The organism is Escherichia sp. KTE114, assembly GCF_000407765.1.
Classification (GTDB): Bacteria; Pseudomonadota; Gammaproteobacteria; order Enterobacterales; family Enterobacteriaceae; genus Escherichia; species Escherichia ruysiae.
Window position 1 is genome coordinate 48,547 of the sequence record NZ_KE136624.1, and the last position, 20,957, is coordinate 69,503.

25 protein-coding genes are annotated in these 20,957 nt (G+C 46.8%); 18 read left to right on the plus strand and 7 right to left on the minus strand.

Features of this window, described 5'->3' with window-relative positions:
- The first annotated feature begins 195 nt into the window (after window positions 1-195).
- Together WC5_RS20585 and WC5_RS20580 are read left to right on the plus strand one after the other, a co-directional pair.
- Window positions 196-1,458: a coiled-coil domain-containing protein gene (locus tag WC5_RS20585; protein WP_000107690.1), complete on the plus strand. Its 1,263-nt coding sequence runs from the start codon at window positions 196-198 to the stop codon at window positions 1,456-1,458.
- Between the two features lie 72 nt (window positions 1,459-1,530).
- On the plus strand, window positions 1,531-2,037 hold the full coding sequence (locus tag WC5_RS20580) for a phosphatase domain-containing protein (RefSeq protein WP_000021766.1): 507 nt from the start codon (window positions 1,531-1,533) through the stop codon (window positions 2,035-2,037).
- A gap of 264 nt (window positions 2,038-2,301) precedes the next feature.
- Here WC5_RS20580 and WC5_RS20575 read toward each other — a convergent pair whose 3' ends face one another.
- The 3 genes from WC5_RS20575 to WC5_RS20565 all read right to left on the minus strand — a co-directional run bounded on the left by WC5_RS20575 (window position 2,302) and on the right by WC5_RS20565 (window position 7,719).
- Window positions 2,302-5,418 (minus strand): HsdR family type I site-specific deoxyribonuclease, encoded by a 3,117-nt coding sequence (locus tag WC5_RS20575; protein ID WP_016231376.1) that lies wholly within the window; start codon window positions 5,416-5,418, stop codon window positions 2,302-2,304.
- 121 nt (window positions 5,419-5,539) lie between these two features.
- On the minus strand, window positions 5,540-6,166 hold the full coding sequence (locus WC5_RS20570; RefSeq protein WP_016231377.1) for a restriction endonuclease subunit S: 627 nt from the start codon (window positions 6,164-6,166) through the stop codon (window positions 5,540-5,542).
- A complete protein-coding gene (locus WC5_RS20565) occupies window positions 6,163-7,719 on the minus strand; it encodes a type I restriction-modification system subunit M (protein ID WP_016231378.1) in 1,557 nt (518 codons plus the stop codon). The genes WC5_RS20570 and WC5_RS20565 overlap by 4 nt, the downstream gene beginning before the upstream one ends.
- A gap of 182 nt (window positions 7,720-7,901) precedes the next feature.
- On the opposite strand from WC5_RS20565, the gene WC5_RS20560 reads away from it, so the two are divergent.
- From WC5_RS20560 to WC5_RS20525, 10 genes are all read left to right on the plus strand, one after another.
- On the plus strand, window positions 7,902-8,123 hold the full coding sequence (locus WC5_RS20560) for a type II toxin-antitoxin system Phd/YefM family antitoxin (RefSeq protein WP_001190712.1): 222 nt from the start codon (window positions 7,902-7,904) through the stop codon (window positions 8,121-8,123).
- Window positions 8,123-8,503, plus strand: coding sequence for a type II toxin-antitoxin system death-on-curing family toxin (locus WC5_RS20555; protein ID WP_016231379.1), 381 nt, complete (start codon window positions 8,123-8,125; stop codon window positions 8,501-8,503). Before WC5_RS20560 ends, WC5_RS20555 begins: the two co-directional genes overlap by 1 nt.
- A gap of 4 nt (window positions 8,504-8,507) precedes the next feature.
- On the plus strand, window positions 8,508-8,687 hold the full coding sequence (locus tag WC5_RS20550) for a hypothetical protein (RefSeq protein WP_000113019.1): 180 nt from the start codon (window positions 8,508-8,510) through the stop codon (window positions 8,685-8,687).
- A gap of 27 nt (window positions 8,688-8,714) precedes the next feature.
- Window positions 8,715-9,758, plus strand: coding sequence for a DUF968 domain-containing protein (locus WC5_RS20545; RefSeq protein ID WP_016231380.1), 1,044 nt, complete (start codon window positions 8,715-8,717; stop codon window positions 9,756-9,758).
- Between the two features lie 88 nt (window positions 9,759-9,846).
- Complete coding sequence (locus WC5_RS20540; RefSeq protein WP_016231381.1) at window positions 9,847-10,299, plus strand: hypothetical protein; 453 nt, start codon at window positions 9,847-9,849, stop codon at window positions 10,297-10,299.
- 85 nt (window positions 10,300-10,384) lie between these two features.
- The gene (locus WC5_RS20535) at window positions 10,385-11,578 is read left to right on the plus strand and encodes a hypothetical protein (protein ID WP_016231382.1); all 1,194 of its coding nucleotides are present in this window, start codon (window positions 10,385-10,387) and stop codon (window positions 11,576-11,578) included.
- Window positions 11,578-13,062 carry a terminase gene (locus tag WC5_RS20530; protein WP_000124150.1) on the plus strand — a complete coding sequence of 495 codons (1,485 nt, stop codon included), beginning with the start codon at window positions 11,578-11,580 and terminating at the stop codon, window positions 13,060-13,062. The genes WC5_RS20535 and WC5_RS20530 overlap by 1 nt, the downstream gene beginning before the upstream one ends.
- Window positions 13,063-13,283: 221 nt before the next feature.
- Window positions 13,284-13,403 (plus strand): ash family protein, encoded by a 120-nt coding sequence (locus WC5_RS23280; RefSeq protein ID WP_001376634.1) that lies wholly within the window; start codon window positions 13,284-13,286, stop codon window positions 13,401-13,403.
- Between the two features lie 18 nt (window positions 13,404-13,421).
- Window positions 13,422-13,643 (plus strand): host cell division inhibitor Icd-like protein, encoded by a 222-nt coding sequence (locus WC5_RS23285; protein ID WP_001615582.1) that lies wholly within the window; start codon window positions 13,422-13,424, stop codon window positions 13,641-13,643.
- On the plus strand, window positions 13,640-14,755 hold the full coding sequence (locus tag WC5_RS20525) for a phage antirepressor Ant (RefSeq protein ID WP_016231383.1): 1,116 nt from the start codon (window positions 13,640-13,642) through the stop codon (window positions 14,753-14,755). Before WC5_RS23285 ends, WC5_RS20525 begins: the two co-directional genes overlap by 4 nt.
- Before the next feature lie 32 nt (window positions 14,756-14,787).
- Here WC5_RS20525 and WC5_RS20520 read toward each other — a convergent pair whose 3' ends face one another.
- Window positions 14,788-15,639: a phage repressor protein C1 gene (locus tag WC5_RS20520; protein ID WP_000611666.1), complete on the minus strand. Its 852-nt coding sequence runs from the start codon at window positions 15,637-15,639 to the stop codon at window positions 14,788-14,790.
- Window positions 15,640-15,749: 110 nt separating this feature from the next.
- On the minus strand, window positions 15,750-15,959 hold the full coding sequence (locus tag WC5_RS20515; protein WP_016231384.1) for a hypothetical protein: 210 nt from the start codon (window positions 15,957-15,959) through the stop codon (window positions 15,750-15,752).
- 604 nt (window positions 15,960-16,563) lie between these two features.
- Between WC5_RS20515 and WC5_RS20510 the strand changes: the two genes are divergently transcribed.
- The 6 genes from WC5_RS20510 (at window position 16,564) to WC5_RS20485 (ending at window position 20,228) form a co-directional block, all read left to right on the plus strand.
- Window positions 16,564-16,785 (plus strand): hypothetical protein, encoded by a 222-nt coding sequence (locus tag WC5_RS20510; protein WP_000542339.1) that lies wholly within the window; start codon window positions 16,564-16,566, stop codon window positions 16,783-16,785.
- A gap of 19 nt (window positions 16,786-16,804) precedes the next feature.
- Window positions 16,805-17,200, plus strand: a complete 396-nt coding sequence (locus WC5_RS20505; RefSeq protein ID WP_000481733.1) for a hypothetical protein — start codon at window positions 16,805-16,807, stop codon at window positions 17,198-17,200.
- Window positions 17,197-18,228, plus strand: a complete 1,032-nt coding sequence (locus WC5_RS20500; protein ID WP_016231385.1) for a site-specific integrase — start codon at window positions 17,197-17,199, stop codon at window positions 18,226-18,228. Before WC5_RS20505 ends, WC5_RS20500 begins: the two co-directional genes overlap by 4 nt.
- A 50-nt stretch (window positions 18,229-18,278) precedes the next feature.
- Window positions 18,279-18,590 carry a hypothetical protein gene (locus WC5_RS20495; RefSeq protein ID WP_024192172.1) on the plus strand — a complete coding sequence of 104 codons (312 nt, stop codon included), beginning with the start codon at window positions 18,279-18,281 and terminating at the stop codon, window positions 18,588-18,590.
- A gap of 246 nt (window positions 18,591-18,836) precedes the next feature.
- Entirely contained in the window at window positions 18,837-19,397 is a 561-nt protein-coding gene (locus WC5_RS20490; protein ID WP_023155281.1) for a Ref family protein, read from the plus strand.
- A 189-nt stretch (window positions 19,398-19,586) separates the two neighbouring features.
- The gene (locus WC5_RS20485) at window positions 19,587-20,228 is read left to right on the plus strand and encodes a hypothetical protein (RefSeq protein WP_016231388.1); all 642 of its coding nucleotides are present in this window, start codon (window positions 19,587-19,589) and stop codon (window positions 20,226-20,228) included.
- A 39-nt stretch (window positions 20,229-20,267) separates the two neighbouring features.
- Here WC5_RS20485 and WC5_RS20480 read toward each other — a convergent pair whose 3' ends face one another.
- Together WC5_RS20480 and WC5_RS20475 are read right to left on the minus strand one after the other, a co-directional pair.
- Window positions 20,268-20,516: a hypothetical protein gene (locus WC5_RS20480; protein ID WP_000747846.1), complete on the minus strand. Its 249-nt coding sequence runs from the start codon at window positions 20,514-20,516 to the stop codon at window positions 20,268-20,270.
- Entirely contained in the window at window positions 20,513-20,953 is a 441-nt protein-coding gene (locus tag WC5_RS20475) for a hypothetical protein (RefSeq protein WP_000224043.1), read from the minus strand. The genes WC5_RS20480 and WC5_RS20475 overlap by 4 nt, the downstream gene beginning before the upstream one ends.
- Between the last annotated feature and the right edge of the window lie 4 nt (window positions 20,954-20,957).

Consider the following 20,957-nt stretch of genomic DNA (forward strand, 5'->3'; position numbering starts at 1 on the left):
ACTACTGGCTGATCGCCTTTGTTACGCCGACCGGCGGTATCAGGCATGTCATCACCAGGTATCGCAACAAGAGACTCACCTTAGCCAGAATTTTACAGGCTGCCATAGGTGAGGGACTGGATACAAATTGCGTAGTCCTTCCTCCTTCATACTTAGGAAAAATGACCGAAGCACAAGCTAATACGGAACTTTGAAATGAGCACTTCAGCACAAAACCAATCAATCGAAAATGTATCTATCCCTGATGTCCTGAATGCCGGTATCCCGGCCATTATCCAGAACATCCGGGCCGCGCAACGCCGCGTTAGTTGTGATGACCTCACAGCACGTTTTTTTGATAATGCGGTTCAGTCAGCGGAGATGCTTCACGCACAGCTTATTGATGTTTATAACGCAGAAGCTGATAGCCATAACTCCCTGGTAGATGCAGCTGAAAATATGCAGTTGGATCTCGGTCTGAAGGGTAAAGAAATTGAAGAGCTTCAGCTACAAATTGAACATTTGAAACGCCAGCAACAGGACGCGATCGACGATGCGACGCATGACGCCAACCAGCGTGCTGATAATGCCGAACGTATAAGCATTGAGCTGGAAACAAAACTCAATGAAATGACCGCGATGGTTGAACTGCGGAACTCACAGATTTCAACGCTAAAATCTCAATATAAAGAGATCATGAAACTTGATCCTTTTAACCTTGAGAAACGCTATAACAAAGCTAAAAGCGAGCGACAGGAACTGCGTAAGCAGGTCGCCGACCTTAACCAACAGCTCAAAAAAACTATTAAAGATGCAAGCGAGGCGCGCGTGGCATTTGCTAATAAAAAAGCAGAGGTTACCGCGCTGGTTAATGAGAATGCCAAATTTGCGACGCTCAAGAAGGAAATGTATGGCATTACTGAGCGCCGTTTCCCTGCAAGCAAACTTCATCCGACGTTAGGGCAAATATCCTTCTTCCCGCGCCTCCTGGCTTATGGGATCTCATCGCCTAAAGAGTTCAATAACGAGCGTCCTTATATCGTGTCTAAGCTGGACTTTGCTTATCAGTTCTGCTGCGACATGGGCTATGCCATTGATATCCGAATCAACGAATGGTTGATGCCAAACTTCCAGCCGTTGGCAATTTTCCGCGAGTTCCAGCCGGAAGGTTGGGTAGAGTTCTTCCATGAATTGATCTGTAAAGAGATGGAAAGCCGCCGCCCGGAACTGGTCCGCCGTGTCGAGTGGGCGCAAGAGGTTATGTTGGCAGATGCAGAGCTGCCGTTCGAACCGGAATTCATTGATGATCTGGCAACTAAAGGGTTGCATACCCTGTTTGATGTGGTTACCCGCCGTCATGAGCAGTTGGTTGTCGAATTGGGTTTAGAGGAAACAGCGGCAAGAAGACTTCTCGATGTTTGCTATGCACGTAGCGATGCATGGGAAAAAGAGAACGGCGGCACTATTTACGTCCGCTGACAGTTACAGTGTCACTTTTAATGCTGGTGGAGTGCGCCCACCAGCATTTTTTTCGTCCAATGAGGAGGGCATTTGAGTATTTTCAATAAACACGCACACCAGGAACGTCCGTATATCGTCATAGTTGATATTGATGGAACAATATCAGAGGCAACTGAAGACAGACTGCATTTGCTTCCGCCACCAGGTAAAGGTGCATTAACAAAGGACTGGAACGAGTTTAATCTCGCCTGTGACACCGATACTCCCATCACTCCAGTTATTGATATGGTGCGCCAGTTATTTAACGTTTACACGGTCTGGTTTGTAACCGGGCGCTGTGAGATCGCAAGGGATAAAACACGAGCCTGGCTGCGGAAGTACGTAACAAACGGGGCTGAGCCTTTGCTATCTATGCGTCCTGCCACCGATGACAGAAATGACGGCCCAGCAAAGATTGATCTCCTTAAGAAAATTGGTCTAAGTAAAATCGCGTTCGCGCTGGAAGATAAGATTGAAGTGGCGCGTGTTTTCAGGAGGCACGGCGTGCTTACGTTAATGGTCAGGGAGTATGAAAATGCGCTTCTTCATCAACAATGATTGCTCTAATAAATATTGATTTTTAAAACGGAGAAAGTGAAAATAAAAACATGCCGCAAGGCGCGGCATGTATCCAATCAATCACAGGAGCTGAAAATATGAACACGGCATTCAAAATCATTATGGCCGCGATCTATTTCTGGCTGTTCTCTATCACTTTTGGCGGCATCGTCGCTCATGGGTAAGGGGAGTATATTAGCCATTTGGGACCCCACGGTCTCTTGCGGGTTTAATTAAGAACCCGCAAGAAAAATACGAATTGGGCTATATTTTTCCGCCTACGCCTTTAAACTTCTCAATAAACGAGACGATTTTCTGGAAAACTGCCTGTTTTTTCGTTTTATATTGCGGATTTAACGGACTAAGTTTTGGTAATGTTTCGTTTAATTCTGTGCCATTTTCGGTGGCATATTCGCGTTTTAAAGACGTGCGAATATAGCGTTTTGCTGCATCTTCATTGAGATTTTCTTCTTTTATCAATGCTTCTGCTTCACGTTGCTGTTCGCGTTGAGCAAACGTAAAGAATGCGTCAATGATGCTGGCTTTGTCCGGTAAATCATCCAGGTTCGTTTGCTGAATAAAATCGACCACCAGGCCCTCTTTAGCACGGTTCCCTAGGCTTGAACGAATTAAGCGTTTGACCTCTTCGATCATTTCGCCCTTGCCTTTATTTTGTCTGTTGTGTTCGAAAATCAGTCCAAGGATATAATCCAGGTTTATTTCCTGAGACTTCAGCAAATCGACCTCAAAAACTACGTCATCCCAGTCAGTGGTTGATTTCTCTTTTTTCTCAGCTTCTTTCTCACGGCGCTGCCAGTCGCGAATATCGTTATAGGCAGAACGATAATCCTGAATCTTGCGATCAGCAGGGAGACGAATTGTTTGCAATTTAGCGAACTTTTCATCATCCACATAATGCTCTGCTTTGAATTTTTCTACCGCAACAGGATCGCTAAGATCGATTTGTTGCAGGGCTTTTAGCGTGGCAAATTCATCATAGTTTTGCAGGATGTTCTCGGCACGCAGGTATTCGCCAAACAGTTTAACGAAGTCTTTCTTCTCTTTTTCACTTTCAATACTGGTAGGGTCAGGGAACCGTTGTTCCAGTTCTGAAACTACTGTCATAAAGCCGCGTTTAGCTTCACCAGTAGCAGCATCAGTAAAGCCTTCCATATACTCTGTATAACTCTTTTCTAACACCACATTTTTGGTGTTTTTGTCACCAAACAGCGTTATGGCATCAATAGTTGAGCGTTCCAGATCCCGGAAAGTGACGATATTACCGAAGGTTTTAGTAGCGTCATAAATGCGGTTGGTGCGGGAAAATGCCTGCATCAGGCCGTGAAAACGCAAGTTTTTATCGACGAATAGCGTGTTCAATGTTGGAGCATCGAAGCCGGTTAAAAACATCCCCACGACGATTAACAAGTCAACATCCTGATTTTTAACCCGCTGAGCCAGGTCCCGATAGTAGTTCTGAAAACCCTTGCTATCAGTACTGAAATTCATTTGAAAATGGTCGTTATATTCACGAATTGCAGCATCCAGAAACTCTTTAGCACTGCTGTCCATTGCGCTGGTATCAAAAGTTTCATCGGAAATTTCACCAATGGCATTTTGTTCTTCATTAGCGGCAAAGGAGAAGATTGTCGCAACACGCAGCGGTTTATAGGTAGCCGATTTATTAGCGGCTTCTTCTTGTAACCGTTTAAACGTCGCATAATAGGCTTTCGCGGCATCCACGCTGCTCACTGCCAGCATGGCATTAAAGCCTTTGGAGCCTGGGAAGGTACGGTGGGTTTTCTGGCGGAAGTTGTTCAGGATATATTGCGTGATTTCCTGAATACGCATGGGATGAAGAAACGCCTGCTGATTTTCAGCCGCACTCAGTTTTTTCTCGTCAGTTTCTGTCTCTAAAGACTTAAACTGTGGCCGCACATCGTTGTAGTCCACCTTGAATTTGAGCACTTTTTCGTCACGAATCGCATCGGTAATTACATACGAATGCAATTCACGACCAAATACGCTGGCGGTTGTTTCTGAGCCTAAGGCGTTTTCCGGGAAAATAGGGGTGCCGGTAAAACCAAACTGATAATAGCGTTTGAATTTCTTCTTCAGGTTTTTCTGCGCTTCTCCAAACTGGCTGCGGTGGCATTCATCAAATATAAACACCACTTGCTGATTATATACAGGCAGGTCGCTTTCTGCTTTCATCAGATTATTGAGTTTCTGAATAGTAGTGACGATAATTTTGTTATCGTCCTTATCCAGATTTCGTTTAAGGCCTGCGGTATTTTCCGAGCCGTTGACGCTGTCTGGCGAAAAACGCTGATATTCCTTCATGGTCTGGTAATCGAGGTCTTTCCTGTCGACCACAAAGAAGACTTTATCAATAAAGTCCAGCTCTGTTGCCAGACGCGCGGCTTTAAAGCTGGTGAGGGTTTTACCAGAACCGGTAGTGTGCCAGATATACCCACCGCTTTCCGGTTTTGACCAGTTCTTCGCTGTAAAGGAACTCTTAATTTTCCACAGAATGCGCTCGGTGGCGGCAATCTGGTACGGTCGCATCACCAGTAGCGTCTGACTACTGTCAAAAACGCTGTAGTTCACCAGAACATTCAGCAGAGTATGTTTCTGGAAAAAGGTAGCGGTAAAGTCTTTGAGGTCTTTAATCAGCGTGTTGTCTGATTTCGCCCAATTCATGGTGAAGTCAAAACTGTTTTTATCGCGCTTTGTCGTGTTGGCAAAATAACGGGTATCGGTGCCGTTAGAAATGACAAACAGTTGCAGATACTTAAACAGGGAATTTTCGCTGTTAAAACTCTCTTTACTGTAACGATGTATCTGGTTGAAAGCCTCACGAATCGCCACCCCGCGTTTTTTTAGTTCGATTTGCACCAGCGGTAAACCATTAACCAGGATCGTGACGTCATAACGGTTAGCATGAGAACCCGTCTGTTCAAACTGCTGGATAATCTGCACCTTATTGCGCATGAGATTCTTTTTATCTATCAAATAGATGTTCTCAAGTCGCTCGTCATCAAAAATAAAGTCGCAAATATAGTCGATATGGATTTTACGGGTCTTATCCAGAATGCCATCGCTCGGGTTGTCCAGATACTGCTCCGTGAAACGCCGCCACTCGCTGTCATTAAACACCACACCATTGAGGCTCTGAAGCTGTTGTCGAACATTGGCCAGCATCGCCGACTGAGATTTTACGGATATAAATTCATAGCCCTGATTTCGCAGGTCCTGAATCAGTTCACGTTCCAGGTCCGATTCGCTCTGGTAGCTGTCGCCTGTTGGCTCAGCTTTGATGTACTTATCAAGAACGATAAAGTTATTGGATTCAGCAATGGTGTGTGTCTGATGAGTCATAGCGCATCCTTTGTGCCGTCTGGCAAGGGCCGGAAGGGGGGTAATGGTGACTTCCGGCGCGTAAAAAATAGTCTATATACTGACCGGGTGTTAAGGTGGTCCGATCGGTAGCAATGATCAATTAATTACTGACAGTTTCAGGTTTCGGGAAACTGAACAGTAAATCACGGTAGTATTCGTATTGTTTCTGGCGCAACTCGATTTCACGCGGAAGACCTTCGGTGATGGAGTTAGTCAGGGTGTCGAAATTATCCAGAATCCGAACGATTTCAGACTGGATGGCAAGGGATTTTTCCGGATTATCCGGGCAGGGGATTGGGATTTTTTTTTGAGAATAATTACTAATCCATTGGCGTTTATGGTCTCCCTCTGCGAATTCACTTGGTAATGTATTGAGCCAATAGTAAACATATTTCAGTAAGGTTTTATTATCATCACATGATGTAACCATTTTCATAGCCGATGATTTTGCCTTAAAGTCAAAATCCACCCATTTATTAGCGGTGGTGAAATCATCAAAAATTATTACAGGTGCCTTTGATGCCTGATAAATACCATGAGTCTCATTTGTGTATCCAAGAATAAATGTTTTTCCGGCAGTAAGAACCGGGATGGTATATGTGTCGTGATAATCTTTTGCTTTTACCAAATACTTTGTTGGCTGTTCATATTTGGTTATTTCCCCCAATGGCAACCACTCAACCTCAACCCCATCCAGCAATTTTTCCAGATAACTTAACTCGCTCATTTTTGCACCTCGCAGCCTTCAATTTCAGCCACAATCGCATCAATATCTTTACGCAACTGGTCGATTTTGCTGACCGTGGTTTTCAGCTCAGCATTCAGCTCAGCAATATCGATAATTTCGCGGTTATCTTTCGCTTCCACATAGCTGCTCACCGACAGGTTATAGTCATTAGCAACAACGGTCTCAAACGCGACAGATTTCGCCAGATGAGCAACATCTTCCTTGCTGGCAAATACCTGCATAATCTGTTCGATATGGGTATCGGTCAGGATATTGTTGTTAGTCTCTTTTTTGAACAGTTCGCTGGCGTCAATAAACTGAACGTTGGTATCCGTTTTATGTTTGGACAGAACCAGAATGTTTACTGCAATGGTGGTGCCAAAGAACAGGTTCGGTGCCAGTGAAATTACGGTTTCGACATAGTTATTGTCAATCAGATACTGACGGATTTTCTGCTCCGCGCCGCCACGGTAAAAAATACCCGGGAAGCAAACAATCGCAGCACGACCTTTGGCAGAAAGATAGTTCAGCGCATGTAGTACAAAGGCGAAGTCAGCTTTTGATTTGGGGGCCAGAACGCCAGCCGGGGCAAAACGCTCATCGTTAATCAGTGTCGGGTCATCGCTGCCAATCCATTTCACCGAATACGGCGGGTTAGAAACGATGGCATCAAACGGTTTTTCATCTCTGAAGTGCGGCTCAGTCAGTGTATTACCCAGCCTGATATCAAACTTGTCGTAGTTGATGTTGTGCAAAAACATGTTCATACGCGCCAGATTATAGGTCGTATGGTTGATTTCCTGACCGAAAAAGCCTTCTTCGATGATATGGTTATCAAACTGCTTTTTAGCCTGCAACAACAGTGAGCCGGAACCCGCTGCCGGGTCGTAGATTTTGTTAACGTTGGTCTGCCCGTGCATAGCCAGTTGTGCAATCAGCCTGGAGACGTGCTGCGGTGTAAAGAACTCACCGCCTGACTTACCAGCATTCGCCGCATAGTTAGAAATCAGGAACTCATAGGCATCGCCGAACAGGTCAATCTGATGTTCGTTAAAGTCGCCAAGCTTTAAGCCTTCAACCCCTTTCAGGACCGCAGCCAGGCGGGCATTTTTATCCTTAACGGTGTTACCCAGGCGGTTACTGGTGGTATCGAAATCAGCAAACAGACCTTTGATGTCTGCTTCTGAAGGATAACCGTAAGCAGAACTTTCGATAGCAACGAAGATGCTGTTTAAATCTGCATTCAGTCTGTCATTGGTATTTGCTTTCGCCGCTACGTTGCAGAAAAGCTGACTGGGGTAGATGAAGTAGCCTTTAGTTTTGATGGCATCGTCTTTAATATCATCAGTAATTACGCTGTCATCCAGTTTCGCATAACAGATACTGTCATCACCGGCTTCAATATAGCTGGAAAAATTTTCGCTGATAAAACGGTAGAAAAGTGCGCCCAGAACGTATTGCTTAAAATCCCATCCATCGACCGAACCCCTGACATCGTTAGCAATTTGCCAGATTTGACGATGAAGCTCTGCACGTTGTTGAATACTTGTCATTTTCATCCACTTATTTCAGGCTTATGTAATTGGATGTGATTCTACAGCAACTTGGATGCTTTAGCAGTTCGGATATTAGGCTACGAATGACCTGCCTAGAGGTTTGTTAAGCCGCAAAGTGCTGGTGCTTTATGTCTGTGAAGTTTATAATTGCGTACACATAACGAGTACACGAGGTATTTATGCAATCCATTAACTTCCGTACCGCGCGCGGCAACCTTTCTGAAGTGCTCAACAATGTTGAAGCCGGGGAAGAGGTTGAAATCACCCGCAGAGGCCGTGAGCCAGCAGTAATTGTCAGCAAGGCTACTTTCGAAGCCTACAAAAAAGCGGCGCTGGATGCTGAATTTGCATCCCTGTTTGACACCCTGGACTCCACCAACAAGGAACTGGTTAACCGATAATGAGGCATATATCACCGGAAGAACTTATTGCGCTTCATGATGCGAATATAAGCCGCTACGGCGGCCTGCCGGGAATGTCAGATCCGGGTAGGGCAGAGGCCATTATCGGGAGAGTTCAGGCCAGAGTTGCCTACGAAGAGATCACCGACCTTTTCGAAGTCTCCGCCACCTACCTGGTGGCTACAGCGAGAGGGCATATATTCAATGATGCCAATAAGCGTACCGCGCTAAACAGCGCGCTGCTATTTCTACGCCGTAACGGGGTGCAGGTATTTGATTCACCTGAACTGGTAGACCTTACCGTAGGGGCTGCGACCGGAGAGATATCTGTATCTTCTGTCGCCGACACGTTACGTAGATTGTATGGTTCTGCGGAGTAGATTAATGGCACGTAAATACAACAAGTTGTCCCGTGAAGCGTTAAAGATGCTTCTTGATGGCGTGAGCCGCCGCAAGGTAAAGCAATACCTGGTTGGTAAGCAAATTGGAGTCAGGACCGCTATTGCTGTGTTATGCCGTCAGGAAATGGTTGTGCTTAAACAGAGAATGCCGGGCAGCAGATAAAGCCCAATCAGTGATTAAAGGTGTGATGTGAAAGCCATAATTACTCCCTTTGTACAGAAAGAGCTTGGCCTCGCCACGTTCAAAGTGGATCAGGAGGTCAGAAAGCTGGTGGAGGCTGGCCGTAAATTTATTATGGAGCCGGTGCCGCGTGAGTTAATCGAGCACATGGAAGACGGCCTCGTTGTTACCGAGCAAACCATGGCAACAAATGAGGCGTTGCAGCCGTTTTTTAACAGCGATGAACTGTTTCGCCGTATTGGTGGAATTGACGCGCTGGTGGCGTGGTTGCGTAAGAAAGAGGGTCAATGCCAGGCCGCAGATCGTAGTTGGTGTGACAACCATATTGTCCACGCTGAACGAGACAATAGCGCGGTGTTGTTGTGCTGGCATCACGATAACCATTATCGGATGCGTGGTTTTAATGAGCTGAAAGAAACGCTGCACAATAATCGCGTTAACTGGATACTGGATGTCGCCCGTCAGGAAATGGGCCTTTCAAATAGCCATGATTTAAGTATTCAGGAGCTGTGCTGGTGGGCTTTCATGCGCAACATGATGCACCTGATGCCGGAAGAAGTCTGCCGCATATCAATAAATAAGATGAAGGCTACTCCGCAGGATAGCGGACCTCTGAAAGAGGCGGATATTCGCCCGTATGACGATCGCGCTACAGCATATGTTCAGATGATGGAAGAACGCGCCGCGCCGATGCGTGCAAAAGTATGCCCTGTGGATGTTGACTCCGACCCTGGCATGGCGCATTTCAAAATACCAAAACTGCAATCGCTAAAATTACCTGAGTACATGGACTTTGTTGCTTCCCGTCCATGCTGTGGGTGTGGAGCTGCGGGAGCTGGCGCTCACATTACGCCTCATATCGTTCGTCATAGTCGATTATGCGCGCATGACATTTACGCAATTCCTCTGTGCCAGTCATGCCAGCGTGATATTGAGCGTGACCGCGATAATTGGGAGAAGACGCACGGTAGGTTGGCGATGCATCAACGATTGTTCTTTGATTACGCGCTTGGAGTCGGCGCTATCACAAGTCACTCGTCGAACGTTAGGTAAAATTGCTCTAATGTATTGCTATTTATTTAATCTATGGTATTATATTCCACGTTGATTAGTTGACATGGGCTAATCAGTAGGTGACAGGATGTTACTTAACTGGCAGGGACGCCACTTCATGGAAATAAATCACTTACGAATAACATCGTATGAGATTGCGGATTACATGATCCGCACCAAATCTCTTCTATCAGCGAAAGAACTCGCAGCAATCCTTGAAAAGGAATACCCGCATCTGGATGTCGATAAGCGCGACGTTTATCTGCGCTTAAAGGCTATCGCTGTGTCTAAGTATTCGTCTGTTTTGATTGATGACAGTACACGCCCACGTAGATTTCAGATCCACTCTCTGAATCCTGAATTCTTTCGCCGCAGCCGCGCGCCGCGCCGGTTTGATGAAAAACTCCAGAACGAACTCTATATGACGCAGGACGAAAAGGAACGCCGGGAACACCAGCCTTGGGTAATGGCGCGTCAACTTTTCAATAAGGTAGCCCGTCAGCACCGTCATTACGGTAATGCCACATCCGCACGTATCTGATTGATTGCTTGCCCGTTCCGGGCCTTTTGACATGTGACTTTCGTTACCCTCGCGTCAAAAAGAGTTTTTACGAAAGGAAGCATAAGTGACCTGGGACGATCACAAGAAGAATTTTGCTCGCCTGGCGCGAGATGGTGGTTACACCATCGCACAATATGCCGCCGAGTTTAATCTCAACCCAAACACCGCACGTCGTTATCTCCGTGCATTCAAAGAAGACACCAGAACAGCGGACAGCCGTAAGCCAAATAAGCCTGTCAGGAAACCACTAAAAAGCATGATCATTGATCACGCTAATGATCAACGTGCAGGTGATCACATTGTGGCTGAAGTGGCTGAAAAACAAAGAGTTAATGCTGTTGTCAGTGCCGCAGTCGAGAACGCTAAGCGCCAAAATAAGCGCATAAATGATCGTTCTGATGATCATGACGTGATCACCCGCGCCCACCGTACCTTACGTGATCGCCTGGAACGCGACACCCTGGATGATGATGGTGAACGCTTTGAATTCGAAGCTGGCGATTACCTGATAGATAACGTTGAAGCGCGGAAGGCCGCGCGCGCTATGTTGCGTCGGTCCGGGGCCGATGTTCTGGAAACCACTCTTCTGGAAAAGTCTCTTTCTCATCTCCTTATGCTGGAGAACGCCAGGGATACGTGCATTCGCCTGGTGCAGGAAATGCGCGATCAGCAAAAAGACGATGATGAAGGTACTCCGCCTGAATACCGTATCGCGAGCATGCTAAACAGCTGTTCCGCGCAGATAAGCAGCCTGATCAACACCATTTACAGCATCCGGAATAACTATCGAAAAGAAAGCCGGGAGGCGGAAAAGCACGCTTTATCTATGGGGCAAGCTGGCATTGTTAAGCTGGCATACGAACGAAAGCGTGAAAATAACTGGTCAGTGCTGGAAGCGGCTGAATTCATCGAGGCGCATGGAGGAAAAGTGCCGCCCCTGATGCTGGAGCAAATCAAAGCCGATCTGCGTGCTCCTAAGACCAATACCGATGATGAGGAAAATCAAACAGCATCTGGCGCTCCATCACTTGAAGATCTGGATAAAATCGCGCGAGAACGGGCCGCCAGCCGCCGCGCTGATGCCGCATTGTGGATTGAGCATCGTAGAGAAGAAATTGCCGATATCGTCGATACAGGTGGTTATGGTGATGTCGATGCGGAAGGCATATCAAACGAAGCATGGCTTGAACAGGATCTGGACGAAGACGAGGAGGAAGACGAAGAAGTTACCCGCAAACTGTACGGGGATGATGATTAATGGCCAGAAGTTGCGTAACGGATCCACGTTGGCGCGAGCTGGTGGCGCTATATCGTTATGACTGGATTGCGGCCGCTGATGTGTTGTTTGGGAAGACACCAACCTGGCAGCAGGATGAGATCATTGAGTCCACGCAGCAGGACGGCAGTTGGACAAGTGTGACCTCCGGCCATGGTACTGGTAAATCGGATATGACGAGTATCATTGCAATACTCTTCATCATGTTTTTCCCCGGCGCTCGCGTCATTCTGGTCGCTAACAAAAGACAGCAAGTCCTTGATGGTATTTTCAAATACATAAAGAGCAATTGGGCTACTGCTGTTAGCAGATTCCCGTGGTTGTCGAAGTATTTCATTCTTACAGAAACGTCTTTTTTTGAGGTGACTGGCAAGGGTGTTTGGACAATATTGATAAAGTCCTGTCGCCCCGGAAATGAGGAGGCGTTGGCTGGTGAACACGCCGATCATCTCTTGTATATCATCGACGAAGCGTCGGGGGTGAGTGATAAAGCATTCAGTGTGATAACAGGTGCGCTGACCGGTAAGGATAACCGTATTCTGCTTCTTTCCCAGCCTACGCGACCTTCAGGCTATTTCTACGATTCACACCACAGACTAGCTATTCGCCCGGGAAATCCTGATGGATTGTTTACTGCGATAATACTGAATAGTGAAGAATCTCCGCTTGTAGATGCAAAATTTATACGAGCAAAACTTGCGGAGTATGGCGGTCGTGATAACCCCATGTACATGATCAAAGTACGTGGTGAATTTCCCAAATCTCAAGATGGCTTTCTTCTTGGTCGTGATGAGGTTGAGCGGGCGACGCGGCGAAAGGTCAAGATTGCCAAAGGATGGGGCTGGGTTGCATGTGTTGACGTTGCTGGTGGCACAGGACGAGATAAGTCCGTTATTAATATCATGATGGTGTCCGGCCAGCGAAATAAACGCCGTGTAATCAACTATCGTATGCTGGAATACACAGACGTTACAGAAACGCAGTTAGCCGCCAAGATTTTCGCAGAATGTAACCCAGAACGGTTCCCGAACATAACCATAGCTATTGATGGCGATGGCTTGGGGAAATCGACGGCTGATCTAATGTACGAACGCTATGGCATTACCGTCCAGCGTATCCGCTGGGGTAAAAAGATGCACAGCCGTGAAGATAAAAGCCTTTATTTCGATATGCGCGCTTTCGCGAATATTCAGGCGGCAGAAGCTGTAAAATCAGGGCGTATGAGGCTTGATAAGGGGGCTGCGACTATAGAGGAAGCATCAAAGATACCGGTAGGGATAAATTCCGCAGGTCAATGGAAGGTGATGTCAAAGGAAGATATGAAGAAAAAACTCAACCTGCACTCACCGGACCATTGGGATACATATTGTTTCGCTATGTTGGCGAACTATGTTCCCCAAGATGAAGTGCTTAGCGTCGAAGACGAAGCGCAGGTTGATGAAGCTCTGGCATGGCTTAACGAGTAAAAACTTGCTCTAATAAATTGTGTTTTTTGACTGCCGATGTTACATTGAACCTGACCTCTTGCGCCTTGAGGCATTTTCGGTTTATGCTTATCAGGCACCTCATTAAAACGGGTGCCGGGATTGAGACCCCGGATAATGTCAAAGGCGACACAGACGCCGAAAGCGTCTTTTTTTGTGTCATGCCATCGCACAGCCATACGTAGCGTTTAGCTCCGAAATCAATGGTAGTGCTGGCTGGGCTGCCGAAAGGCAGGCCGGTTCCCTTTGACGCCGGTAGTCTCAACCCAGTCAGTGCTACCGCCATTGAGATTGAGACCTCACGCGGTAGCTCCTTAACTTAGTCAAAGGAGGCTGCCATTATGGCTACTGTCCCTACCCCAACTCATCCTGAATTCATCTGGCGCTTCTATTCCTGCCAGAAACGTCACTATCACTTCGTTATTGCACCGACAGAAGATGAGGCCCGTTCTCAGCTTCCTGACGCTCCCTGCATTTTCTCTGCCCGCTTTTCCACTGATTCGCGCAACTCTCTCAGTTACTGGTGCCTCCCTGTTAACGCTTCTGCTCAGGAGGGACTATGAGAACGTCATTAGTCACCCGTGAAGAAATGATTGAGGCAATTGAACAGCACACATCCTGTATCAGTACCAGGGATATACCGGGCGTTATTGCCAACTACTTCATGATCACCAAACAACTTTACCGGAGAAAGGACAAGAACGCTGTTCACCGCATTCTGTTGTCTGATATCCGCGAATACCTGCTCGAACAGGGGCATCTGAATTACGCAACCGTCGCAGCCGAAACACGCAAGGAGGCACACAGAATGAAAGCAACTAACGTTAAATCAGAAAAAACTCATGCACCTTCAGTTCAGGAATCGGAGCTGGTGGTTGTTCAGAATCAGTCTGATGAAATTCCCGTTCTGGAATGGCTGGGAGTGCGTGTAGTGACAACTAAGATCCTTGCTAAGGGGTATGGGACAGATGCGGATAACATCAAGAAGAACTTTTCCCGTAATGCTGAACGTTTTTGTGAAGGCAAGCATTTCTATAAAGTTATTGGAGATGATTTGAACAATTTGCGGGTGACTTTAAGTAACTCACAAAATCCTATCTCTCCTAAAGCCCGCTCACTCATCCTCTGGACGGAACGCGGCGCAGCCCGCCACGCTAAAATGATCGAAACCGATCAGGCATGGGCATTCTTTGAAAAACTGGAAGACAGCTACTTCCGACAAAAAGAACAGCAACCGATCGCAATCCCCCAGACGCTTCCAGAAGCTCTGCGCCTTGCTGCCGAACTGGCTGAACAAAAGCAACTTCTGGAACAGAAAGCCCATCAGCTAAATCAGCAGCTGGTGGCCGCAGCCCCCAAAGTCGATTTTGCCGACCGGGTATCAGTGGCTAAGGGGATCCTGATTGGGAATTTTGCAAAGGTCGTTGGACTTAAACAAAATGCGCTGTTTGCCTGGTTACGGGAGAACGGCATTCTGATAGCGTCCGGCGGCCGTAAAAATGTACCGTTCCAGCAGTACATAAACGCCGGATATTTCACAGTGAAAGAAGTGGTGCTGGATGATGAAGAGGGCTACCAGATACGGCTGACGCCCCAATTAACGGGGAAAGGCCAACAGTGGTTGACGCGTAAACTGCTCGATGCTGGCTTGTTAAAACCGGTGGCGGCTGAATAATGGAAGAATGCCCGGTTGATGCCGGGCATAATTTATTGCGCGCTTTCGGGGTTGTCGTTTACTGGCTGCCCCTTCTTGGTTTTACGGCTGCGCGTAACTGATGCGGCTGACTTAACCTTTTTCTCTTCGCGAGTGATGGCAATTTGTTTTTTTACATTTTCAATATCTGCCAGGCGATATATTTTTGCTTGCGGCCAGCGGTCGCAGATGATCGGTTCTATGGAGTCATAAAGGCTAAATTTTGCTTTTTCGAATTCACCGTTGATGATGATTCCATCACGGAGAGTTTCATCGCAGATAAACACGCCACACAGCGGTACATGGTAACTAACTGATTTACCATCATTGTAGTTAGGGCTACTGGAGATGTAGTGGACGCGCAGCATTGTTTCGCTAAAGCCGTGTACACGCATACGGAATTTTTCATCCTCCGGGTACTGCCTCATTAGCTCTTTTGTTGCTTCCAGGTTCTCTATGTATTTCGCACTGTGCTCATTGATCCCCGCGCTTTTTTGGATGCGAATGTCCTTATCAATCAGATGAATAATGCGGCCAGCGGTCATGTTGACGCTGTTCACAGCTTCTGTCTGATAAGTTGTAACCTTGCGCACACCGCGAAGGATGTTAGGCACTGGATATAAAATAGTCTTTGGGATATTGAGGTCTGGGTACTGTTCCAGTTCCCGCGCCATTAAAGTCCATTTATCAATTTCAGCCTGAATGCTGTCCGTTTCTTTGAACGGTAGAACGACAACCGGGCGTACAGGACGACCGTCGCTGGCGGTATCAACGTGTTGGGCGCGTGCAACAGCTTTTTTTAGAAAGAGATCCCTGAAGCTGACGAACTCCTGGTACAGTTGTTCGCCGTAGACATAATTTATCATTGATCCTCCTCCAGAATTGACATGGTCAATAACGCCCGGCTGAGAAAACCGGTCATTACTGACCTATATTATAGAGGGATCAAACAAAAATAATAGATTTATTAGTGCATTTATTGTGAGTCTAACTGGTTAGTTGCCATGAGATATTCGATTGTGTCAGTGAGGTCATCCAGGTCGTCTTGGGTGATGCGGTACTCCTGATTGGATATCTTTGAGTAGTGTTCAGCAATGGCGCGGGCTGCGTCGGTTTCGGCAGGGGCTACAGATAAAGCGTTAGAGCAATGTCTAACGTCGTCGATGGTTGGTTGAATGAAAGCCATAATTATGCCTCACTGTATTGACAACACAGAGCCTGAAGCTCTGACCTACTGTTTCACCCATGATCCATGCTGGGGTAATCTAACAACATTGCGCTGTGTGTAAGATGAGCAATGCATAGCTGTAATGCCGTTGTATAAGGTTTCCCTGTTTGCTCATTTCCTTCTGAGCCGCTCTACAACGCTGAAGACACATTAAATAGTGAATCCAAAGTCGTATTACGAAACGGCGGCAAAACTATAATTTATTAGAGCAATTGTCAAACAACTATGAAAAACAATCCAGTTTTTGGCTGGTGGAGTGGGATTTTTCTCTCAAAATTTATTGCTCTAATAATTCTTGATTTTTATGCGCAGCTGGACGTAAACTCCTCTTCGGACCTAATAACTTCGTATAGCATACATTATACGAAGTTATCTTAAGGGTTATTGAACATGATCAATTTACCTGTAAATCCATACAGTTCAATACCTTATCAGGTCAAATAGTGATCACTTGATCATTTGATCAAGGTTGCGCTACGTAAAATCTGCGAAATGTTGGCAGTGTTAGTGCTCCAGATTTCGCGTAGCGCACTTAGCACCACCAATCAATCAGAGGTGAAAAATGGGATATTCAGCTGCTAAAGTGTCCACTCATCTTGAGCTTGAGAAAAACCGTGGTTACTGGCGGGCAAAAGGGTTTGAGCGTGATAGTTACCAACTGTCATTATCTCGCGGCGAAGAGAAAATAGAACGCACGCGCGGTCGCTGGCGTTTCTATGACGAGAACCATAACCAGGTAAAGGCAGAGCCAATCCTGTACACTCTGCTGAAAACAATAATTTAACTTGATCATGAGGTGATGAATGTTTAATGGCCTGACAGATGCCAAGGTAAACGCCTTACTGAACGACGCAAAACAAAAAGCTGCTAACCCTGGAACGAATGAAAATGAACGTGCTATGGCTGTTGCAATTTGGGAGTTAGCAGAAGAAGTAAAGCGAAACCGCTTACTATACACTCGGGTTTACCAGCAATTTGATGGTGCGAGCTGGATAGATATCGAAGAGGCTGAATATGCAACATGCAAAAAAGAAAAAAAGATTGTTCGGATTTTGCATAAAGCAGCAACCCCAATCACTGTAGAAATCCCCGATCACAGATATTTCGAGAACGATGATCTACCAGGGGATGTGATTCGAATTATTGATGAGATACTTCATGAACAAGGCTTAACTGTTAAAATTACGCATAATAAATGACTAATTCGTTAACCGTTCACCAAAATTTGCCTGCATTGCCGGTCGATGCAACGAGTGATGAGGTTCGCAAGAACCTGATGGACATGTTCAGGGATCGCCAGGCGTTTTCTGAGCATACCTGGAAAATGCTTCTGTCCGTTTGCCGGTCGTGGGCGGCATGGTGCAAGTTGAATAACCGGAAATGGTTTCCCGCAGAACCTGAAGATGTTCGCGATTACCTTCTATATCTTCAGGCGCGTGGTCTGGCAGTAAAAACTATCCAGCAACATTTGGGCCAGCTAAACATGCTTCATCGTCGGTCCGGGCTGCCACGACCAAGTGACAGCAATGCTGTTTCACTGGTCATGCGACGGATCCGAAAAGAAAACGTTGATGCCGGTGAGCGTGCAAAACAGGCGCTGGCGTTCGAACGCACTGATTTCGACCAGGTTCGTTCACTCATGGAAAATAGCGATCGCTGCCAGGATATACGTAATCTGGCATTTCTGGGGATTGCTTATAACACCCTGTTACGTATAGCCGAAATTTCCAGGATCAGGGTTAAAGATATCTCACGTACTGACGGTGGGAGAATGTTAATCCATATTGGCAGAACGAAAACGCTGATTAGCACCGCTGGTGTAGAGAAGGCACTTAGCCTCGGGGTAACTAAACTGGTTGAGCGATGGATTTCTGTCTCTGGTGTAGCTGATGATCCGAATAACTACCTGTTTTGCCGCGTCAGAAAAAATGGTGTTGCCGCGCCATCATCCACCAGCCAGCTATCAACTCGCGCCCTGGAAGGGATTTTTGAAGCAACTCACCGATTGATTTACGGGGCAAAAGATGACTCTGGTCAGCGATACCTGGCCTGGTCTGGACATAGTGCCCGTGTCGGTGCCGCGCGAGATATGGCCCGCGCCGGAGTTTCAATACCGGAGATCATGCAAGCTGGTGGCTGGACCAACGTAAATATTGTCATGAACTACATTCGTAACCTGGATAGTGAAACGGGGGCAATGGTGCGCCTGCTGGAAGATGGCGATTAGCCGTTCATTTGCGCTTGATTGCTCTAATCATTTGATATTTATGGTGACACATGCGGAAGGATTTCAAAATAGACGGAAAATATGTGGTGCTGTCTGTAAGCTCTCAAATTCAGTCACCATCTGTCATTGTCACCGTAAAGTTGAGCGATAGGATGCCTGATATCGACTCGATATCTGTTGCGTTCCCCGTTAAAAGCATGCGGAGTGCTGAACATTTTGTGATGAATGCCACCGAGGAAGAAGCACGGCGCGGTTTTGCTAAAGTAATGTCTGAGTTTGGCGAATTTTTGGGGCACGTTGACAAAGCCCTCTCAATCAGTTCAGCAAGGTCCAAAGCATTAACAGCTTCCATGATGAAATAAAAAAAGCCTGGCAAGGAGCCAGGCTGCACAAAAGAGCGGGTTTGTATTCCGCATCCAATCAATCAAGAAGGAGTATAGCACACAGGTACTGAAGTGAAAAAATGTGATTCGCGATAAACAAAATATCTACCATTGCTCTAATTGATTGCTATAATTGAGCCGCAGTTTTTGTCAACTACGAAGACGTTGCCATTACTTAACTCCTTGACATCATTGGCGGCCATCAGGCCGCCTTTTTTTTGCCATATGAAAACAATCGAACAAAAAATTGAACAGCACCGTAAGTGGCAGAAGGCAGCCAGAGAACGAGCGATCGCTCGGCAACGGGAGAAGTTGGCTGATCCGGCCTGGCGAGAATCTCAATATCAGAAAATGCGGAATACTATCGACCGCCGTATCGCTAAACAGAAAGAGCGCCCACCAGCCAGCAAAACGCGGAAAAGCGCGGTAAAAATAAAATCTCGTGGCTTGAAGGGACGAACACCGACGGCGGAGGAGCGGCGCATAGCCAATGCTCTTGGCGCTCTCCCCTGCATTGCCTGCTATATGCATGGAGTAATATCTGAAGAGGTGTCTCTGCACCATATCTCCGGTCGTACCGCGCCTGGTTGTCACAAAAAGCAATTGCCACTTTGTAGATGGCACCACCAGCATGCAGCACCGGCTGAAGTAAGAGAAAAATACCCCTGGCTGGTCCCTGTTCATGCCGATGGTGTGGTTGGAGGCAAGAAAGAATTCACCTTGCTGAACAAGTCAGAGATGGAGTTGCTGGCTGACGCCTATGAAATGGCAAACATCATGCACTAATAAATATATTATTTTTAATCTTAAATGATTGACAACTGACAAGTGACTTGAGTCAGAATCATCACACGCCCGGTACGGATGGATCCCTTTTCAAATATTCCATGGACGGCACAGTCTGAGTACCGGGCGCTACCTTCTGTTGTATTGCTAAGCCGCCGCTGGTGGCTTTTCTTTTTTGTAGGGGGCGCTATGGATAAGAAAATATGCGTTGTTTCGATGAGCGTCGGCAAACCGGCGTCAATGACTGCTGCATGGATCAATAACGAGCTGATAATGGCTGAGCGGACCAGCTACCCTGAACGCCGCCGCGATATGGAACTCCAGCTGCTGCGCGAATTGCGAGAAAAAGAGGAAAAGGGTTTTATCGTGCTGGTGGAAGAGGAAAACAGCTTTATTACCGGTCGAGTTGGCCAGCGTGTAAGGTTGCGCGATCCCTTCATGAACGGCAGGCCGGTACTAATTGAAGCAATGCAGATTTACAAGGAGTTGGAACGCCAGAAAGCGATTAAGTTACCGCGCAAGGAATCCGGCAAATACATCCTCCACCAAAGCATCTTCGATTCCGAACACGATAAAAAAGGCGATGAATTTTTCAACATCAACTGGAGTGAAATAACGACAGAGCATGTTCTGACGTTACTATGTTGCTTTGCGACGGAATACAACAACGTTGCCAGCGCCGACTACATCAGGGCAATTGCTGGAGAAGTTGAGGCCTGCCAGGAACCATCGTTACTAAGCCCTCTGATTAACATAATTCGCGGAACCCAAACACTGGCGCAAAAACAAGTACCACGAGGGGAATTGACGGGTAAAGGTAATTATCTCTGAAAGATGCCCGGCGACAGACCGGGCAAAATGGCGGGAAGTTTAATCAGCATTCAAGAGCAATGCGTTATCTATGATGATCTGCTCCCATTCTTCGAATGCCCGGTCGCGGACGCCCTGGGGAACGCTGTTAGTTTTGAAATCGACGACCGTCCGCCATTTTCCGTCCGGACGGTACATGCGCAGAGCTTTACTTCCCCCTTCCCTGCGCACCTCAACGTTATGCTTGTCAGCAAACTCTTGTAATGCTCGTAGCGTCCCATGCTTTACTGTGTAGTATCGCTTTTTCAAGTTTTCTCTCCAGCCTGTGCTAAGGCTTCAACTTCCAAATCGTAAGACTCAAACTCATAGTCCTGGTCGTCAACCTCTTCAGGCACTGGCAGTAAATGCCAGGCTGAGTATATCTGACCATTATCAAAACGCTCCTGGCTGTAGAGCGTCGCGGCTATGAGTGTCAGCGCCGGGCGGTCATAACGGTAAATTTTGCGAACGTCACGGTCAACGAGACGACCGAAATTACCATAACCGCGCTCCAGTAATAATTTTTTAATTTCCGGCCAGTATGGGCCATAGCTGCGGTACAGGCGGGGATTTTTCAGTAATCGCCCGCGTAGCCCTGACAGGAAGAAATCAACGTATTCGTCTTCTGTCTTTCCTAACAACGCTGTACGCAGTACCGCCTCAAGATATGTTTTATTCGGTTTTATTGTATCAGATAGTGTGGCCATATTA

What these genes read in the sequence shown, in the direction of transcription:
- WC5_RS20585 (WP_000107690.1), top strand. Translation starts at nt 196, where the DNA reads ATGAGCACTTCAGCACAAAACCAATCAATCGAAAATGTATCTATCCCT.
- WC5_RS20575 (WP_016231376.1), bottom strand. Translation starts at nt 5,418, where the DNA reads ATGACTCATCAGACACACACCATTGCTGAATCCAATAACTTTATCGTT.
- WC5_RS20570 (WP_016231377.1), bottom strand. Translation starts at nt 6,166, where the DNA reads ATGAGCGAGTTAAGTTATCTGGAAAAATTGCTGGATGGGGTTGAGGTT.
- WC5_RS20565 (WP_016231378.1), bottom strand. Translation starts at nt 7,719, where the DNA reads ATGACAAGTATTCAACAACGTGCAGAGCTTCATCGTCAAATCTGGCAA.
- WC5_RS20560 (WP_001190712.1), top strand. Translation starts at nt 7,902, where the DNA reads ATGCAATCCATTAACTTCCGTACCGCGCGCGGCAACCTTTCTGAAGTG.
- WC5_RS20555 (WP_016231379.1), top strand. Translation starts at nt 8,123, where the DNA reads ATGAGGCATATATCACCGGAAGAACTTATTGCGCTTCATGATGCGAAT.
- WC5_RS20550 (WP_000113019.1), top strand. Translation starts at nt 8,508, where the DNA reads ATGGCACGTAAATACAACAAGTTGTCCCGTGAAGCGTTAAAGATGCTT.
- WC5_RS20540 (WP_016231381.1), top strand. Translation starts at nt 9,847, where the DNA reads ATGTTACTTAACTGGCAGGGACGCCACTTCATGGAAATAAATCACTTA.
- WC5_RS20530 (WP_000124150.1), top strand. Translation starts at nt 11,578, where the DNA reads ATGGCCAGAAGTTGCGTAACGGATCCACGTTGGCGCGAGCTGGTGGCG.
- WC5_RS23280 (WP_001376634.1), top strand. Translation starts at nt 13,284, where the DNA reads ATGGTAGTGCTGGCTGGGCTGCCGAAAGGCAGGCCGGTTCCCTTTGAC.
- WC5_RS23285 (WP_001615582.1), top strand. Translation starts at nt 13,422, where the DNA reads ATGGCTACTGTCCCTACCCCAACTCATCCTGAATTCATCTGGCGCTTC.
- WC5_RS20525 (WP_016231383.1), top strand. Translation starts at nt 13,640, where the DNA reads ATGAGAACGTCATTAGTCACCCGTGAAGAAATGATTGAGGCAATTGAA.
- WC5_RS20520 (WP_000611666.1), bottom strand. Translation starts at nt 15,639, where the DNA reads ATGATAAATTATGTCTACGGCGAACAACTGTACCAGGAGTTCGTCAGC.
- WC5_RS20515 (WP_016231384.1), bottom strand. Translation starts at nt 15,959, where the DNA reads ATGGCTTTCATTCAACCAACCATCGACGACGTTAGACATTGCTCTAAC.
- WC5_RS20510 (WP_000542339.1), top strand. Translation starts at nt 16,564, where the DNA reads ATGGGATATTCAGCTGCTAAAGTGTCCACTCATCTTGAGCTTGAGAAA.
- WC5_RS20505 (WP_000481733.1), top strand. Translation starts at nt 16,805, where the DNA reads ATGTTTAATGGCCTGACAGATGCCAAGGTAAACGCCTTACTGAACGAC.
- WC5_RS20500 (WP_016231385.1), top strand. Translation starts at nt 17,197, where the DNA reads ATGACTAATTCGTTAACCGTTCACCAAAATTTGCCTGCATTGCCGGTC.
- WC5_RS20495 (WP_024192172.1), top strand. Translation starts at nt 18,279, where the DNA reads ATGCGGAAGGATTTCAAAATAGACGGAAAATATGTGGTGCTGTCTGTA.
- WC5_RS20490 (WP_023155281.1), top strand. Translation starts at nt 18,837, where the DNA reads ATGAAAACAATCGAACAAAAAATTGAACAGCACCGTAAGTGGCAGAAG.
- WC5_RS20485 (WP_016231388.1), top strand. Translation starts at nt 19,587, where the DNA reads ATGGATAAGAAAATATGCGTTGTTTCGATGAGCGTCGGCAAACCGGCG.
- WC5_RS20475 (WP_000224043.1), bottom strand. Translation starts at nt 20,953, where the DNA reads ATGGCCACACTATCTGATACAATAAAACCGAATAAAACATATCTTGAG.